Origin of the sequence: Paenibacillus sp. PK1-4R, assembly GCF_030369595.1 — a bacterium.
GTDB lineage: Bacteria > Bacillota > Bacilli > Paenibacillales > Paenibacillaceae > Paenibacillus.
This window is the reverse complement of the sequence record NZ_CP126535.1, coordinates 973,404-990,393: the sequence shown is the minus strand read 5'-3', so window position 1 is coordinate 990,393 and position 16,990 is coordinate 973,404. Positions and strand designations below refer to the sequence as shown.

The window sequence follows — 16,990 nt, the reverse complement described above, 5'->3', positions numbered from 1 at the left end:
TCACCTTTTTCTCAGGGAATATTGCTCCAAGGTACCTTTACGATGGAATATGAAGTCATACGTATCTTTGAACCCCATATAGGACAGAACAACCAACAGCGGATATACAGGATAGATGTATCTGGACTTAATCTCCCACAGAATATAAAACCCGATGAATCCGAGAATGACCAGGATTAAGGAGACTTCATCATACCGTTTACGACGAATTCCACCGACCAACCGGATGAAAATAAAACAGTACATCAAGAAATTCATCACATATACGATCCAGAGTAACCCCGTCCGATAAGCCGAATCCCCTTGCAACAGTTCTGTTATCACATTCGTGTAACTATAGGAGCCTGCGATTCCGCCTCCCCTTCCTCTTCCGGCACCCATGGAACTTTCATTGCCGATTCCGTAGCGGTCCATCTGGTATGTCCCTTCGGTCCAGGTCCATATGATCTTTTTGTAATACATCTGCACCAAGTCACTCGCACTTGCTTCAGACAGCTTCTTGCCGATCTCTTGTTTGAACAATGCTGCGCTCTCAACTTTATTGTAGTTGGCCTGCCTCTGATAGATCTGATAACTCTCCATATTGTCCCAGAAGCCAAAACGCTCCAGATTAATCCCCATATTTAGCCACATATAGACCGGTGCAGCATTCTCTCCAACAGGTTCGCTCACAGCTCCAGAGGATTGAAGAACCGCATTCTGAGTCCAGGTTGGTACATTAAACAACATAGCCAGCACACCGATGGAAATGACAACTTTCTTCGCTCCGATGCTCCGCATATTCAGCAGGATAGTTATGATGGCAGCTATTAGCACGATCACGCCAATGCTTCGGAAGTAATTACCCATCGCGAGAAAAACGGCGGCAATGACGATTGTTTTCCAAGACTTTTCACGTACAAAACGAATAACAAAGTATAAACAAGATGTCAGAAATGCTGTAGCAATCACATCGTTATAGATCAGGTTGTTAAGGAATAAGGAAGGCAGGTACGTTGCTGCAAAGATCAACACACCGTAATCACGTTCCGTGGATCTGTCATTCACTTGTTTATAGATAAGATAAATCATGAACGTTGTTAACGTTGAAAACAAAATATTAAATAGTTTGATGACCAGATAGTTATCCGGGAACAGGTACAGCAACGTCTTCAAGTACAACACGATCGAGTAGTTAAACGGGAACATGTGCAGATAACCACCCGTTTCAAACGAGGAGTAGTCTTGGTCATACAGCATGTTCATGGCCAGTGAAAGAACGGTCTGCGAATCATCGGTAGGCACTCTCGGAAATACGAAAATGATGATGATCTGAATGACCAGAGAACATAACAGCACAATCGGAATAACAACCTTCGGGCTGTATTTGTTCAGTTTCAGACACAGAGCATATAACCCGACACCTGAACCAAGAAGCAAAAGAATGACCGGGAGAAAAACACTCCACTGCTGCATGCCCAAAATGGGGTTGTCCCCATACAAGGCGTAGTTGTACTGTGCCCTCACCAATAAGGACGAAGCAATAAACACCGCAACAAACACGAGCAAAATGAGATAAAACGACTTATGCAGCATCTTAGACATGCCAAAACTCCTTTTCCATTACAGGATTCCGTGAGTATTATAATGGCTCTGGCTGAAAAATCGCTGAATTCGAATAAACAATTGCATTCATAAAACTAACGAATTATACCTTTAATGTCGATAATATACATCGAATACATAATAATATTTTTTTACTAGAAGGAGATTAGAACATGTTTATTCAAAAAAGGTACATCCGCTCGTTACTCTCTCTTCCTCTGGCAGGTCTATTGTTTATGCTGCTCGGAACCCAGCAGATCGCTGCTGCCCCTGTCGACAGTCTGCTGCCTGAGCGAAGTGAGCAAGAAATCAGTCAGAAATGGACGCAATGGATGAGTGGCAAGAACCAAACTGCCACATTCACACAGAATCCCTCGACCAAGGCACCTTATGTCGCTGGTGTAGTAAGTGATTCCACATTAGAGCAGGCCCTAGGTGCAGCCAACTTCTATCGTTATCTCTCCGGTTTGGATGGAGATCTCGTTCTGGACTCTGCGCTTAATCGTCAAGCCCAGCATGGAGCAGTTGTTGTCTCTACCGGAGAATTGACTCATTTCCCAGTCCGTCCTGCAGATATGCCAAAAGACTTTTTTGATCTGGGAGCCAAATCGGCTTCAAGCTCCAATCTGTACGCTTCCTATAGTGCTCAAGGAAACCTTGCAGTCCAAAGTGTTGAAGCTTATATGGATGATTCGGATGCCAGTAACATTGCTGCACTCGGCCATCGCCGCTGGATTTTGAGTCCGCAACTGAAGAAGGTCGGATTCGGGATTGCATCCCGGGACAACAAAAACTATGCAAGCCATTTCAGCACCATGCAAGTTATGGATACGAGCCGGTCTGGAAAACTCAATTACAATTACAACTTGTATCCTAACAAAGGGGCATTCCCGATTGAGGCATTCAATGTGTCACAAGCTTGGTCTGCACAGCTGAATCCGGACGTCTTCGCGAAGCCTTCCAACTCCGAAGTACAGGTGGAGATCGTCCGTTCATCCGATCAGAAAACTTGGGTACTGGGAGCAAAAACACCGGTTAGCAGTGATCCTGCAAAAGCCTTTTTCAATGTAAATACCGATGGTTATGGATATAACTACGCTGTCATTTTCCGCCCGGATAACTTAAAATCCCTGAAGGCAGGTGACACGTTCAACGTTCGCATTACCGGTTTGAAAAAGAAAGACGGGTCCAAAGCAGAAATTTCATATCAGACACGTTTCTTCTCGGTTAGCAATCCTTCACAAGAACCTGTAACCGATCCACAGAATCCTGGGACAGAACCACAAGACCCTGGAACAGAGCCGCAAGAACCGGATACCGGGAACGAGGATTACCTGGATAATCATCTGATGCAGTTCGAATATACAGCGGATCGTACGCTGAAAGTACGGGGAACACTCACGGCTTATGCAGGCAAAACATTCTCATTCCAGATTTACGGTCCTTCACCTGACGAAAAACATATTCGCACTGAAACGGTGAAGCTGGATGCTAATGGTCGGTTCAGTCTGACCGTTCCCAATCTCGGCGTGTCCGATCTGACCATATACTTGCAAGTGGACCCAAGCTTTATGTATCTTATTCCTACAGCAAGTAATTCAGACGTTACGTATTACTTTGAATAGAAGCGAAGAAAGAGCATAGGAATAAACTAAAGTAAAATGAAGTACGACCAGAGTAAAACCTAGAATCTAAAAACAAAAACAGTCGGAATGCATAGGCATCCGACTGTTTTTTATAGTTTATGATACGAGCTTTTGTGATAGGAGCTTTAATTACTTCGGTGCTCCTTTTTTGCGTTTCTTTTCCAACGCGATCTCCACATTTTCTTTCACGCGATACTCCACAATCCGGCGAATGAGATCCTCGGGCAATGGCTGATCCAGCGGAAACTGGACAGACCCCTTTCCCCCTTTATACTTGGAGAGTTCCTCCTGGAAAGCTTGAATTCCCCTGGGAGCAGGGTAAAACCCAATATGATGCTGGTAAGCGGCAAAATGAACCAAATTCCCATGCTGTGCATACGTAGGCATCTTGTAACTGATCTTCTCTTCGGCGTTCGGAGCCGCTTCACGAATAATCTGTCTTATTGCCTGTAATCTCACCTGTACATCAGGTGCAAACTCCGAGATATATTCATCTACCAGCACCGAATAATGGTTACTCTCAGCCATCTTGGACTCCTTCCACCACGGATACATCAATGGATTCGTGGTACGGGCATATTTGCTTATATTGTACTTCAAATGGACAAGCGGAACAGCTATTTTCCTGCAACTGAGGGATGTATCGGTTGTGAAAACTTAAGCCTGAAATTATAGCGTCATGGCTCTACCATTTCGCATCAGGTAATCTTCTTTTGTTTTGTAATCCGGCATGATACTGCCGATCCGTCGCCAGAAAGAACGATCATGATTCATGTGGTGAATATGGCAAAGTTCATGAATGATGACATAATCAATCACTTCCAGTGGCGCCATCGCCAGACGATAATTGAACGTAAGCTTTTTGTCCCAGCTGCAACTGCCCCACTTGGTGGGAGAATCTACGATCTCAACCGACTTCGGCTTCACCTTCAACTCTTGCTGGTAGCGACCGATGCGCTCCCCAATCATGCGTTTACACTCTGCAAAATAAAACTTCTTCAGATTCGCTCGCAGCTCCTCTTCTGTAAGCCCCTCTACAGGAATTAATTCATGCAGTGCATGTTCCTTGCCAAAAAGCAGGAACTTCCCCTTGCCCTCATCTTCATATTCCTTGGCTTGAGGACCGTCGAGCGCTTGCTGCATCAGGGCGGATTTCTTCAAGATCACATCCCCATGCTGCTCCACAAGTTGCCGGATCATGTCTTCACTGGTACCATTCGGTGCCTTGATCGTTACCATGTAAGGCAAGTCCATCGTGATGGAAACTTTCTTGCGTTTGCCGTATTCGATATGACAGTTAATGCTGTGATTATTTAATTCTATAGTTAACATAATGCGCTCCGCTTCTGAAGTTATTCATTCAACCAAATCAAATTGTATACCATCTCCAGATATAATGCATACTGTTCGGCGATATATCTGTTTTTGTTGTATTTTTATACATTATTATGTATTATTATTTAATCATAAAATCGGAGGTTGGATATGACGCATACAATAGATACAGAACACAAAACCATTGAAGAACTATCGCTTAATCACTGGCAGCCCTTGTCCACCTTACTGTATGACGGCTGGGTACTGCGTTTTGCCAAAGGATATACCAAACGTGCCAACTCCATTCAACCGATCCACTACTCCACTCTGGATGTGCATGAAAAGATTGAGGAATGTGAGCGTATCTATGCTTCCAATCAATTAAGTACCATATTCAAAATCACGCCGTTTATTCAGCCGGATCATCTCGACCAGCTTTTGCAAGACAAAGGGTATGGCGTTGTTGATCTGACCCGTATCCAAACTCGGAGTCTGGAAGAGATCAAAGAGCCTGTGCACCAAGCTGTACAGATCGACGAACAGTTGACCACAGCGTGGCTAGATCACTTTTGCCGACTGAATCAGGTGAATGATCTGCAACGGGAAACGGCGGAACTAATGTTGAACAATATCCGCACACAGGTAGGTTTCATCTCGCTGTTGATCGATGGGCAAGTCGTCGCTTGTGGGTTCGGTGTAATTGAACGTAGCTACATTGGATTATATGACATCATTACAGACGCTAACTTCCGGAATCGGGGACTTGCTGAACAGATGATCCTTCATCTCCTGCATTGGGCAAAAAAACAGGGCGCCACGGCCAGTTATCTACAAGTTGTAGCTAGTAATGCCCCTGCGTTAAAGCTCTACGCCAAGCTGGGTTATTCGGAGATGTATAGCTATTGGTACAGAGTCAAAGAATGGAATGAATCCTGACCATACTGAAACCAAAAACTGCCCTCCTCCTATAAAGGAAAGGCAGTTTTTAATTCGGCTTTCTTTAATGTACAAAACTCTTCACAACGTACAACAGCTACTCCGTACGATTTTCTACAAAGGCAACTTCACCAGCACCTCATATTTCACGCCGGCTTGTATGTTCTTGATAATGTCGCCTTCAATCCGTTGGCCGTCAACATGCACCTCAATTGTCTGGACAGATGCATCCTTCTTCATGTTTACATGCAGCTCAGCCCCGCGGAACAACCGCGTAACCGACGCCTCGTTCCAATCTTCTGGTAACTGCGGACGCACTTGAAGTCCTTGTGCATGACCTTGCAGTCCAAACAATCCGTCGATCAGGCAGCGATACACCCAAGGTACTGTACCGGTGTTGAATAGATGACTGGAGCGCCCGGCTGTACGTGGGAATTGACGATAGGCTCCGCGATAATAATTCGGGATAAATACGGGTAGCTGACCCCGCTGGAGAATATCCTTGGCATCGGGGCCAGGAATCATTTTGCGCAACAGACGATACGCCTTCTCCTTCTCGCCCACCAGATACAACGCATAAATATAGAAAGCCGCGGCGTGATTGTACACAGCTCCGTTCTCCGCACTTCCAGGATGTTTCTGCGTGACACGACCTACATCCTCCCGCATGGCGGTGAAAGACGGCGCGAGCTTCTCGACACCATATGGCGTCTCCAATTGCTCCTCTACCGCACGGATTAACTTCTCCTGCTTCTCCTGATCCGCAGCACCGCTCATAAGTGCCCAACTCTGAGGATTGATATAGATGCGTCCTTCCACGTCTTTGCTTATGCCAAACACTACGTTATCATCCGTAATTCCGCGGGCATACCAGTCCCCATCCCACAGATACTCATTGGCTACCGCATTGGTCTGAATGGCTTCCTGACGGAATTCCGCTGCAACCTCGGCATGCCCTGCCTGTTCACCAATATCTGCCCACACATTGAACGCATATGCCGTCGCAATGGTCAGCCAGCCGGATACACCTTTGCCTTTGTATCCCACCATGTTCATTGGATCACACCAGTCACCTTGATTAATATAGTTCAATCCACGTGCATCCCGCTCATGGATCAACCAGCGCATCGCAAGATTCATATGCTCCAGTACGGTGACCTTCTGTTCACTGTCTGTAAAAGGAACCTGTTCCTCCAGAATGCTATAGTCATTCGTTTCATCCAAATAGGTCTTCATACAGACCGGCAGCCAGATACAGTGGTCGGTATGAGGAACCTGGTTAATATATTTCAGTTCTGCGTCCGGGTGCAAAATAATGCCGTCTGGCATCGCACCGCTTATATGCTGTTGAGACAAAGCCGTCAAGAACGCAGCCCGCGCAACCTGCGGCTGAATGTAGCTCATGCCCATGTTGTCCTGCAAATAATTCCGCGTCTGTGGATCGGTTGTCAGACGATTGGTTTTGCCATGATAGTACATCTGGCGAGGTAGCCAGTGATTCACAACATTATCTAGCCAGCTGTCTGGTGTCTCGATCTGGATGTTCCCTTGCCCTTCCGCAATATACTCAGCATATTCCTGCTCCGCTGCGGTGAAACCATCCTGTCCTTCCTCATTCTGCTTTACAAAATAATGCTGACGAATGCCCTCAATCTCTGTCTCATCATGAGCCGGGCCAAAGATGAATCGATACGCCTGCTCCGCTCCCGCTTCCAGTTCGACTCTATATTGCAATACAGCTACAGGTGTCTCATACCGTGCATCTCCACCTGCGAGCGTCTCCGATTGAAGAGCAGAAGGATTATGAAGTCCGCCTTCGCCCTCAAAGCTCTCATGATTCACTTCCCAGGCGGTCGGTTGGTGATCTGCAAGCAGATAGGTTTTGTCGCTGTAGTTTTTGATTTTGCTATAATCCTGATATTTCTGATACGGCGTAATTGCCGAGCAGACAATGCCCTGCAAATCTTCCACATATGAACCGGATTGGTTCATCCATGACATATAGCCGACCGTATAATACGGGTAGATACTCAGCTTGCGTTTTCTCGAAGACAGATTGGTTACCTTCACACGCCATAGCTCCATGACATCTTCCTTCGGTAAACGCAGGGACATCTCGATGCAAATGTCATCCTGGATGACTTTCCAGTGAATATCGTGTTTGCCGACAGCGAACGTATAGCTATCTGCTTGCTTGCGAACCGGTTCATACGGGGCTGAGAAAATTTCGCCGCTTATTTCATCTTTAATGTAGACAAACCGTCCCGGATGGTGGGCATAATATGGCTGCTCCGGTTGCATAAATGTCTTCGCTTCCAGGTTGGGGGCATACGAGTATTTAGCAGGTTCGGGCTGCATGAATTGGGCCACCGCGTACCCCCGGCAATTCACATGAATCATCATCTTTTCATTCCAAAGAAATCCGGATGCCTTCGGTAAACTTGTCGGGCTGGTTAGTTCAACATATTGATTATCTTCCGTTGCTTTAATCATCACTGAACCTCACTTTCAGATAATGGAGTCAAAAGACAGAAAACGTTTTAGGTAACTTGTATACAACTTAGTCCATTATAACACGGGAACGCTTACAAAGAACTAAAAACTAAAAAAGAGCTGAGAACCTCAGCTCCGATTACGCTCCAATTGTTTTTCGATGCCCAACCTGTCGATCTGAATCCAATACTCTGCAATTTGTTCGTTTTCCACTCGGTATACCGCACTGGCAATTTCAATCACCGGGAGGTTGGTTGGACTGTATCCGTCCACTTCGCCAATATGGGTACCTGTTTGTCTCCAGCGCACATAAACTTTATCGCCTTGCGTCAGCATCTCTTGAATTTCGAGTGAAAATTCCCCGTAAGCTTCAATCATCTCTCGCACATGATCCGCATAATCAGAAGGTGTTCGGGTGACCGTGACCTCATCTTCAGATATCACTTGATGGGCCAGTACTTGTTCTGCCATCACGTTGCTTGCATAATCAGGATTCCGACCTGATCGGACTTCTTCAAAAAAGGTTCTGACAATCTGTTCTGCTGTCATACTCCACCCCAGCCTCCTCAAATTATTCTGTTATATATATAAATATGTAGTAACTCTTGTATTTTAACATGGTCCCCTCGCTACGGAATTACAACTGTTCTATTGTTCTACAGGACTTAAAACCTACCCTCACACCTTGACAATGCGTCAATATGACCATAAACTAGCAAAGGATATTAGGAAATTAATAGGAGGTTTGGCCGTTAAGAGGTTCGAGTAAGGGTTTTAACCATATCTGATAATCTTTCGGCGTATAGAACGTAGCCATTAGAGCAACTCAGAAAAACAAGAAAGCGGTGTATCATGAAACGTCTATTTTTCATTATGTTTGCGCTAACCCTGTTACTGGCTGGATGCCAGAGTACTGAGCAGGAAAGCAGTCCGTCCGAGAATAATCCTACAGAAGTAGTAGAAGGTTCTACCATTTTAAGTTTGAAGCAGAAATACGGCTCTGAATCGGAACAAGCCATCATGCCGATGTACAACGTAGCTCAGGATGAAGAATTTACGTTTAAGTTTAAAGCAGATTTACGTAAAAGTAACCTGCGAGCTAGTGACATTATTAGTGTACATACCGATATTAAAGCACTTAAAGCAAGCGATGTACATGCCCTTCGCGATACCAATGGCAACAACGTTTCCATTAGGCCTCTTGGGTGGGGCGTTTTAACCTCAGATTCCATGAAGAACAAGGATCAAGGCTCTTGGGGCGGTGCCCCCATTTATTACATTCGTCTGAATTATGATCCGGATGCGGAAAATCTAACACTGCTCGATCAACCCATCATTATTCCGTTTACAGTGAAATCGGAGTTGCCTGTGCCCAACCTAAGATACGAGATTGATAAAGACAGACGGTTATCGTTGGTCTGGGACAAGGTTGAGGGTGCCACCGAATATAAAATTTATGAACGTTCTGACCTAACCAAATTCGATACAAATGTACCTCTAACTGGCGCAGAGGACGCTTTCAGTAATAGTCTGCCTTTAGATATTGCGGTAACGACAGAGACGTCTTTCAATGATTTTATGAAAGACGGAAGAGGCGGGCTGGGCACTTATAGTGAACTGATAACTACTCATCAGAACCATGGTTTACGAGGAGAATATTACGTCACTGCAATCGGTGGAGGCAAAGAATCCAATTTTAGCAGAGGTGTCCCTACAGCTCCGCTTGCTTCCCAGTTACCAACATCTCTGAAAGAACAATTGTATAGGGAGAAATTAAAGAATATAGATGTACTTCCTCAGAAAGCAACAGTTGAGTACAATGACGGATCTCTAGCCCGTGAAACCATTGTTTATGATACCAAAAGCGTAGAGATTTCAGAGTTCAATGAAACAAATATTCCTTTTCACATTAAAGGAACAGCTCTGAAAAGTTACGTACGTGTAGAAAATGTGACCCAAGCAGACCTGGACAGACTCGCTCAGCAAACCGTAGCCGAGTCCAGCAACGGACTGGTGGAACCAAAGAATAACACACCTTACGTCCCTGCACCTGATGTGCCAACGATCATCAACAATCATGATGAACCTGAGTCTGCAACGGAAACAGAAGAAGCACCGGCTTCGGAAACTCCAACTACAGAGTCCACAACCGATACTGAGACTTCAGAGAATGCAGCTGAACCGGTATCCACCGAGGCTTCTAATGATACTTCTGATAATTCTTCAGATATGGCTTCTGAAGAAACTTCCACCGAAACACCTGCTCCAGCTCCCGAAGCTGAAGAAAACAATCTGGTAGATGAGCAGAAATCGAATACACAGCAAAATGTAGAACAAGGTAATCAGGAAACCGTGCCTCAGCCTGCTACAGGCGATGCAATGATCAATGCAGATTCCGCATTGGAAGAAGTTTTAGCCAAAAACATGATTGCGGCACAAGATAAAATTTCGTTAAAAGCTTTCCCCGAAGCTCAAAATTTCACGACACTCTCGGATGTTGTTCTGAAAGTGATGTACCAGAATCCCTTGATTCTTGGTGTGGAAGGTTTTGAATACAACTATGGTACGCTTACCCTTTCGATTCATTATAATGAATCGGCTAGTGGTATCCAGAAGAAGCAAGATGAGATTATTGCCAAAGCAAACGAAGTTGTGGCTTCCATTATCAAGGATGGCATGAACGAAGACGAGAAACGAAAAGCCATCTACGATTATCTGAACGATAACGCGAAGTATGATGATGCAGCGCTGGAAAATGCGGAGCAAAACAACTTCAAAAATGTCGATCCGCAGTTCAATGACTCGTTTACCACATACGGTATTCTGGTCAAAGGTGTTGGGGTATGTGCCAGCTATGCCTCCGTCTACAAATTGCTCTCCGATCTCTCGGGACTGGAAAGCATCGTTGTAACGGGCGCTTCCAGCGGTGTACCACATGCATGGAACAAGGTCAAAATCGGGAACGAATGGTTCCATGTGGATGCCACCAACAACCTGACAAACTCCGGCATCCCCTACTTCTTGTACAATGCCAACGATGAGACTGCTGCAAGTCAGAAAACAATAGCGGATAAGGATTACTGGCTTGATTCCGAGCTCGCGATGTTTAATGGCGAGAGCGATGCCAATGATTATTATGTGCAGAATGATCTCGAAGTCGCATCCCTTAATGAGTACAAAACAAAGGCGGAGAGTGAACTTAAAAAAGGAGAGAACCGGGTCATTCTCCGTTTTGCCTCCCCTGTTGACTCTGATGAGCTGATGACAGCTGCTGGCGAAGCCCTCGCTGCAGTGGATGAAGCCCTTCTGAATACGGCACAATTGGCTACGCTGGGCAGTTATGCCATCCTGGACCCGAAACCAGATCAGAAGTAATTTTATAATTTTTTAAAAATAGCATAACAACAAAGAACACCATTCACCTGCACAGGGAATGGTGTTCTTTGTTTAACTGGCCTATGATCACTGACCTAGGATTCATAGGCCTTTTATATCCAACGTTTACGGACTAACCGTACCACCATTCGCATTCAATGTCTCGCCGCTCACATAACTGGATTCCTGGCTTGCCAGGAACACAAATGCTGGAGCCATCTCGGCAGGTTGTCCTGCTCGACCAAGCGGTGTGTTGGAGCCAAAATCAGCCAGCTTCTCGACTGGTTGTCCACCCACGACCTGAAGTGGTGTCCATACCGGTCCTGGTGCAACAACATTGACACGAATCCCTTTGCTACCCACCTGTTGGGCCAGCGCTTTGCTGAACGTGTTAATGGATGCCTTCGTTGTTGCATAATCCAGCAGGATTGGCGAAGGTTTGTATGCCTGAATCGATGATGTGTTAATAATGGAGCTGCCCGGTTTCATGTGTTTCACAGCTGCTTTGCAGAGCCAGAACATGGAATAGACATTTGTTTTGAACGTTGCATCGAATTGCTCGGTGGTCAGATCTGCAATCTGCTCTACAAATTGCTGCTTACCTGCCACGTTAGCTAGGATATCAATCCCACCAAGCTCTTTTACAGCAGATTCAATGAGTTCTTCACAGTATTTCTCATCCTTCAGGTCACCTGGCTTCGTGATCGCTTTACGCCCGGCTTCCTCAATCAGCTTCACAACTTCCTGCGCATCTGCTTCCTCTTCCGGCAGATAAGACAGAACGACATCTGCGCCTTCACGAGCAAACGCAATCGCTGCCGCTCGGCCTATTCCACTGTCTGCTCCGGTCACAACTGCTTTGCGTCCTGTTAAACGTCCGCTACCTTTATAACTTTTCTCACCCGCATCGGGAACAGGGGTCATCTCACGCTGGAGCCCCGGCTCATCCTGTTGCTGTTTCCACTCCGGTGTAGCCTTCGGATATTGTGTCGTTGGGTCTTGCATGGTGTGCTGGTCTTGATTAGCCATGTTCAATTCCTCCTCGGTTATTTATATTGATCAATACGATCACAGAAGTTGTTTTCTTAAATGTTGCACTCTTTCCTTTGTAACCGAGTTGGGCGTTATTTAAACTAAGCTAACCAGATTCCATGACAACCGTCTAACATTGAATCTCCCCTAACCCCATGCCATTTTCCGAAAAAAATGCATTCCCTGAATAACGCTGAATCACCCTCAGGTTTTCCAATCGTTTCAAGGAATGCATGGTTGAAATTACGATATAAGTTGATTTTTGAATATTAGACTTTAGACTAGCGATCTTCGCCACCATCTATGCGTTGTCTTTTGCCGATGCCAAATGCGAAATATCCAGCCACCACGATGGCCATGAACGTAGCTCCAACAATCAGAGGCAAGCGCGTATCCGGGTTAAACGCCATACCGATAATGACGAGGATCAGATACACAATAATAATGTAATTGCTGATCGGGAACCATTTGGACTTGAAGTTATGATCCGCCATCTCGTTGCCCCAACGCTTTCTGAATCGGAACTGGCTGAACGCCAGTGCGAACCATGGAACCATACCCGGAAGAACACTTGCACTGTAGATGTACAGGAACAGCTTGGAGTCCGGCATCAGGTAGTTCAGCACAACCCCTATCAGCAGCAAGGAGATTGTAATGACGATACTGTTGCGGGGAACCCCGCCTTTGGACAGCTTTTTGAAAAAGGCAGGTGCCTGCCCATTCTCAGCCAGCGTGTATAACATCCGTCCTGCACTGTAGATCCCGCTGTTGCATCCCGACATGGCTGCCGTCAGCACCACAAAGTTGATGATTCCCGCAGCAGCAACAATGCCGACCTTGGCAAAGGTGAGCACAAACGGGCTGCCCGTCTCGCCTACTTCGTTCCAAGGGTACAAGGTTACAATAACAAATATGGCACCAACGTAGAAAATAAGAATACGCCACACGATATTTTTGATCGCTTTACGCAAGGTATATTTCGGATTCTCCGCTTCGCCTGCTGTAATACCGACCATCTCCACCCCTTGATACGCAGCCGTTACGATACACAGTGCAAATAGGAAACCTTTGATCCCTCCAGGGAAGAATCCGCCATGGCTAAACAGATTCGACAGCCCGATTGGCTGTCCTCCATTCCCCCAGCCGAAGAAGATGAGCCCGGTTCCGATCACGATCATCGCCACAATAGCCGTCACTTTAATCATCGCAAACCAGAATTCAAATTCCCCATAAAACTTCACGGCCGCCAGATTTGCCGCCGCAATGATGAGCACCCCAGCAAGTGCAGGTAGCCACTGTGGAATATCCGGGAACCAATACCCGACATAGATACCAATCGCCGTAACTTCCGCCATACCAACCGTAACCCACAGGAACCAATAGCTCCAGGCGGTCAGGAATCCGGCAAGCGGACTAATATATTTGTGAGCAAATGTAGCAAACGAACCTGTGACCGGCTCCTGAATCAACATTTCCCCCATAATTCGCATGACAAAAAAGATAACGATACCGGCCAATAAATAGGCCAGTAGCACGGATGGTCCTGCCCATTTGATCGTACTCGCCGATCCCATGAACAAACCAACGCCGATTGTACCTCCGAGTGCAATCAGCTCTACATGGCGGGGCTTTAGCCCTCTAGATAGTTGCTTTGATTCCAAACGATTCTCCCCTTTTCTTGTGTACAGATTCCTGATGTAATCTTTAATTTTCACATTCACATTAACGCAATGCAGAATTACTTCACCAAATTGTACGAGATGTGCCGCAGAAATACAACAAGGAATGTAAGGAAACGGATTCACTGCACATATAGGTATAGGATAACCGCTTAATGAATATGGCAGACAGTTCAATAAACAATTCACTGCAGCGTTGTGTAAACAAAGTGACAGAGACTTTCTAATACATGACTCGACAGGGAGGTTGCTGGAACCCCCAAAGGACAACTCACGTATTGTATATGTGGGTCGCAATACCGTAAGTGACTTGTTCGCTATTGACCTGCTTGTATAAAATTGAAAAATGGGAGACTTTACATGCCTGACTTTTTACTGGTTTTATTTTTGTTTAACCTGTCTCTCTTTCTGCTTCACGAAATGGATGCCATCAGGCGATCAGAGTGGAAATTGTTTATAGTGTTAAAAGATATGGAAGATGATAAAGCGTATAGGTATTTCACTTGGATTCACCTGCCAATGTATACCATCATCCTCTCTCTTCTTTTTAGCTCGTATCAGACCATTACATTTTGGGTGCTGGATATCTTTTTCATCATACATACCGTATTACACTTCTTTTTCGAAAAACATCCTCGAAATGAATTTAAAAACGGGTTCTCCAGATCATTGATCTACCCTATGGGAATAATCGCTTTAATTCATTTGATATTCCTAATTATCTAATCTCTTTACAACGACCGAATGAAGGAAGCTGGAAGGGTATTGTTGAATAACAGTGAATATGGAGGTGTGCCTATGCAACAACATCATGCAGAACGAGTTGAATTATTCGTTTCCAACACTCAGATCATTAAGAAGTCGTTCAAATGGCAACATGCGATGATGCACCGTCTGGCTGCCCTGCTCTATGCAGCGGAGAATAAAACAGCGGATGGGGAAGCCATTCGTCAAAGCCAAGAGTTGATTAAGCAAAACACAAAACTCTTCTCTGCATTCAGAGGTAATTCGGCCATTAGCATTGCTGCCATGCTCTCCCTTAAAACGGATGAAGAGACGAAGCTGGCAGACACCCTGCATGTCTATGACTTGATGAAAGAGATCAAATTTCGCAACTCCGATTATCTGGTTATTGCCGCCTATCAGATCGCTACTCAGACATCACCTGACCAGTTTCAACCTACGGTGGAGCGGGCCAAATTATTTTATGACGGCATGAAAGCAGAGCATCGTTTCCTCACTGGACAGGATGACTACATTTTTGCTGCCATGTTGGCCCTTTCCGATCTCAACGTGGATACTGGTGTGGCACGTATGGAACAACTCTATAGGGAATTAAAACCAGAGTTCTCTTCCAGAAACAGTGTGCAGGCGTTAACACAGGTACTGGTTCTTGGAGAGGATAACCCGGATGCAGGTGCTCGTGTGATTGCCTTAAATGAAGCTTTTCGTAAAAGGGATCTCCGAATGGACAAAACATACACATTACCCTCTCTCGGGATACTTTCCCTACTGCCTTCGGACAGAGACGCGTTAGTGGATGAAGTCGCGGAAACAAATGACTGGTTACGGACTCAAAAAGGCTTCGGGGCTTGGTCGATCGATAAACAGGAGTTGCTCCTGTTCTCATCCGCGTTGATAGCCATTCAACATGTGGAGAATCTGCGAAACGGTGTGCTTACGACAACGATCTCAACCAGTATCACAAATATTATCATCGCTCAACAAGCAGCCATGGCCGCAGCTGCCGCAGCATCGGCTGCTGCCGCTTCTTCATCATCATCCAACTAATAAGTGACCCTGTTACCTTCAATATAAGATGAAAAAGACCCTCCCGAGTTTAAGTTGACTCGGAAGGGTCTTAAAACATTCAAACCTACACCTAAATAATGTTCATCATTTGCTAGGATATAATCCCCGTATCCCGGAATTCTTCCACGAAACTGTCCAGCCAATCCGAACCATAGTCCAGCGCACCCGTATCACTCTCAATAAAAGCAACATCCAGACCCATCACCCAGAATCGACGAGCAACAATAAAGAGATCAACAGCCTGCTCATCTTCCGAGGAAAAACTTCTGACTGAACGATAACCTGCCATGAGTGCTTTCCATAATACTGCCTTTCGATCTTCAGACTGTCTCTTTCGCACCTTCACTTGAGCCAGATCGTAAGCACGCCAGCTTTTGGCTGCCCACTCGAAGTCATAATGGATGAACTGATGCTCCTGTTGAAACGCATTGTTATTCCCATGCATATCGCCATGGCACAGACCAAAATCCAGATCTTGTCTGGAAGCGGCAACGATGCGTTCTTTTAACGTTGTGGCAAACGTATGGAGAAATGCTGCTGCTTCATTGTTCTCACCAATATAGTGGATAATTCGCTCAAGGGGTTCGTCAATAAGTAACTTCAGATCCAGCTCATATCGTGGCAGCTCCATGTTCACCTGATCCATAGCCTCATGCAATTCAGCCGCAGATTGGCCAAAGGCGTAACAAGACTCCTCATCCTCCAGGTTGTTCTCCGTACCCTCAATATACCGAAACATTACAGCAACCCGCTTGCCTTCCGCAGCCTCCAACACCGTATATTCCGTATGATCTTTCTTCTCGATGTATTCTCCAATGTCGGTATGTTCCGCAGAACCTAGAACGTTCTTGAGTTGAGACAATAATGAAAGCTCATACTGAACATCTGCCTCCGTGATTTCAGTGCGGTAGATGCGGAGAATATACATGCCACTGGATGTGCGAACCCGGTAGGTATCATTCAATCCCCTAAGCCAAAACAAACATTCTTCCCATGTTCCAATGTCATATTGATTACTCAATGCAGACTCCAGGTACCTGGGGTTAAGCACTGAACGTAAAGCAGTCGGTTGAATGGACATATGTATACTCCTTCGGTTTAATATGATTATTTCTC

Annotated in this window: 13 protein-coding genes; 5 read left to right on the top strand and 8 right to left on the bottom strand. The window is 45.6% G+C overall.

Going from position 1 to position 16,990, the window contains the following annotated elements:
• On the bottom strand, positions 1 to 1,584 hold the full coding sequence (locus tag QNO02_RS04140) for an ArnT family glycosyltransferase (protein WP_289391180.1): 1,584 nt from the start codon (positions 1,582 to 1,584) through the stop codon (positions 1 to 3).
• Positions 1,585 to 1,757: 173 nt separating this feature from the next.
• Here QNO02_RS04140 and QNO02_RS04135 point away from each other — a divergent pair, with 173 nt between their 5' ends.
• On the top strand, positions 1,758 to 3,209 hold the full coding sequence (locus QNO02_RS04135; protein ID WP_289391179.1) for a CAP domain-containing protein: 1,452 nt from the start codon (positions 1,758 to 1,760) through the stop codon (positions 3,207 to 3,209).
• A gap of 150 nt (positions 3,210 to 3,359) precedes the next feature.
• Here the strand turns inward: QNO02_RS04135 and QNO02_RS04130 are convergent, their stop codons facing one another.
• Both QNO02_RS04130 and QNO02_RS04125 read right to left on the bottom strand, forming a co-directional pair.
• Positions 3,360 to 3,758 carry an iron chaperone gene (locus QNO02_RS04130; RefSeq protein WP_091038905.1) on the bottom strand — a complete coding sequence of 133 codons (399 nt, stop codon included), beginning with the start codon at positions 3,756 to 3,758 and terminating at the stop codon, positions 3,360 to 3,362.
• Positions 3,759 to 3,899: 141 nt separating this feature from the next.
• A complete protein-coding gene (locus QNO02_RS04125) occupies positions 3,900 to 4,562 on the bottom strand; it encodes a M48 family metallopeptidase (RefSeq protein WP_289391178.1) in 663 nt (220 codons plus the stop codon).
• 153 nt (positions 4,563 to 4,715) lie between these two features.
• Between QNO02_RS04125 and QNO02_RS04120 the strand changes: the two genes are divergently transcribed.
• Positions 4,716 to 5,483, top strand: a complete 768-nt coding sequence (locus QNO02_RS04120; RefSeq protein WP_289391177.1) for a GNAT family N-acetyltransferase — start codon at positions 4,716 to 4,718, stop codon at positions 5,481 to 5,483.
• A gap of 114 nt (positions 5,484 to 5,597) precedes the next feature.
• Here QNO02_RS04120 and QNO02_RS04115 read toward each other — a convergent pair whose 3' ends face one another.
• Together QNO02_RS04115 and QNO02_RS04110 are read right to left on the bottom strand one after the other, a co-directional pair.
• Positions 5,598 to 7,976 (bottom strand): GH36-type glycosyl hydrolase domain-containing protein, encoded by a 2,379-nt coding sequence (locus tag QNO02_RS04115; RefSeq protein WP_289391176.1) that lies wholly within the window; start codon positions 7,974 to 7,976, stop codon positions 5,598 to 5,600.
• 129 nt (positions 7,977 to 8,105) lie between these two features.
• Positions 8,106 to 8,525, bottom strand: a complete 420-nt coding sequence (locus QNO02_RS04110; RefSeq protein ID WP_289391175.1) for an ester cyclase — start codon at positions 8,523 to 8,525, stop codon at positions 8,106 to 8,108.
• Positions 8,526 to 8,828: 303 nt separating this feature from the next.
• Between QNO02_RS04110 and QNO02_RS04105 the strand changes: the two genes are divergently transcribed.
• Positions 8,829 to 11,351 carry a transglutaminase domain-containing protein gene (locus tag QNO02_RS04105; RefSeq protein WP_289391174.1) on the top strand — a complete coding sequence of 841 codons (2,523 nt, stop codon included), beginning with the start codon at positions 8,829 to 8,831 and terminating at the stop codon, positions 11,349 to 11,351.
• A 126-nt stretch (positions 11,352 to 11,477) separates the two neighbouring features.
• Here QNO02_RS04105 and QNO02_RS04100 read toward each other — a convergent pair whose 3' ends face one another.
• Positions 11,478 to 12,380, bottom strand: a complete 903-nt coding sequence (locus QNO02_RS04100) for an SDR family oxidoreductase (protein ID WP_289391173.1) — start codon at positions 12,378 to 12,380, stop codon at positions 11,478 to 11,480.
• Positions 12,381 to 12,664: 284 nt separating this feature from the next.
• A complete protein-coding gene (locus tag QNO02_RS04095) occupies positions 12,665 to 14,044 on the bottom strand; it encodes an amino acid permease (protein ID WP_091019689.1) in 1,380 nt (459 codons plus the stop codon).
• A 378-nt stretch (positions 14,045 to 14,422) separates the two neighbouring features.
• Here QNO02_RS04095 and QNO02_RS30265 point away from each other — a divergent pair, with 378 nt between their 5' ends.
• Positions 14,423 to 14,788: a DUF6713 family protein gene (locus QNO02_RS30265; RefSeq protein ID WP_133387335.1), complete on the top strand. Its 366-nt coding sequence runs from the start codon at positions 14,423 to 14,425 to the stop codon at positions 14,786 to 14,788.
• Between the two features lie 72 nt (positions 14,789 to 14,860).
• Positions 14,861 to 15,853 carry a DUF4003 family protein gene (locus QNO02_RS04090; protein WP_249913516.1) on the top strand — a complete coding sequence of 331 codons (993 nt, stop codon included), beginning with the start codon at positions 14,861 to 14,863 and terminating at the stop codon, positions 15,851 to 15,853.
• A gap of 112 nt (positions 15,854 to 15,965) precedes the next feature.
• Here QNO02_RS04090 and QNO02_RS04085 read toward each other — a convergent pair whose 3' ends face one another.
• Positions 15,966 to 16,955, bottom strand: coding sequence for a phosphotransferase (locus QNO02_RS04085; protein WP_289391172.1), 990 nt, complete (start codon positions 16,953 to 16,955; stop codon positions 15,966 to 15,968).
• Positions 16,956 to 16,990 lie beyond the last annotated feature (35 nt).

Excerpts from the sequence above, each read along its gene's own strand:
- QNO02_RS04140 (WP_289391180.1), bottom strand. The coding sequence starts at position 1,584 with ATGTCTAAGATGCTGCATAAGTCGTTTTATCTCATTTTGCTCGTGTTT.
- QNO02_RS04135 (WP_289391179.1), top strand. The coding sequence starts at position 1,758 with ATGTTTATTCAAAAAAGGTACATCCGCTCGTTACTCTCTCTTCCTCTG.
- QNO02_RS04130 (WP_091038905.1), bottom strand. The coding sequence starts at position 3,758 with ATGGCTGAGAGTAACCATTATTCGGTGCTGGTAGATGAATATATCTCG.
- QNO02_RS04125 (WP_289391178.1), bottom strand. The coding sequence starts at position 4,562 with ATGTTAACTATAGAATTAAATAATCACAGCATTAACTGTCATATCGAA.
- QNO02_RS04120 (WP_289391177.1), top strand. The coding sequence starts at position 4,716 with ATGACGCATACAATAGATACAGAACACAAAACCATTGAAGAACTATCG.
- QNO02_RS04115 (WP_289391176.1), bottom strand. The coding sequence starts at position 7,976 with ATGATTAAAGCAACGGAAGATAATCAATATGTTGAACTAACCAGCCCG.
- QNO02_RS04110 (WP_289391175.1), bottom strand. The coding sequence starts at position 8,525 with ATGACAGCAGAACAGATTGTCAGAACCTTTTTTGAAGAAGTCCGATCA.
- QNO02_RS04105 (WP_289391174.1), top strand. The coding sequence starts at position 8,829 with ATGAAACGTCTATTTTTCATTATGTTTGCGCTAACCCTGTTACTGGCT.
- QNO02_RS04100 (WP_289391173.1), bottom strand. The coding sequence starts at position 12,380 with ATGGCTAATCAAGACCAGCACACCATGCAAGACCCAACGACACAATAT.
- QNO02_RS30265 (WP_133387335.1), top strand. The coding sequence starts at position 14,423 with ATGCCTGACTTTTTACTGGTTTTATTTTTGTTTAACCTGTCTCTCTTT.
- QNO02_RS04090 (WP_249913516.1), top strand. The coding sequence starts at position 14,861 with ATGCAACAACATCATGCAGAACGAGTTGAATTATTCGTTTCCAACACT.
- QNO02_RS04085 (WP_289391172.1), bottom strand. The coding sequence starts at position 16,955 with ATGTCCATTCAACCGACTGCTTTACGTTCAGTGCTTAACCCCAGGTAC.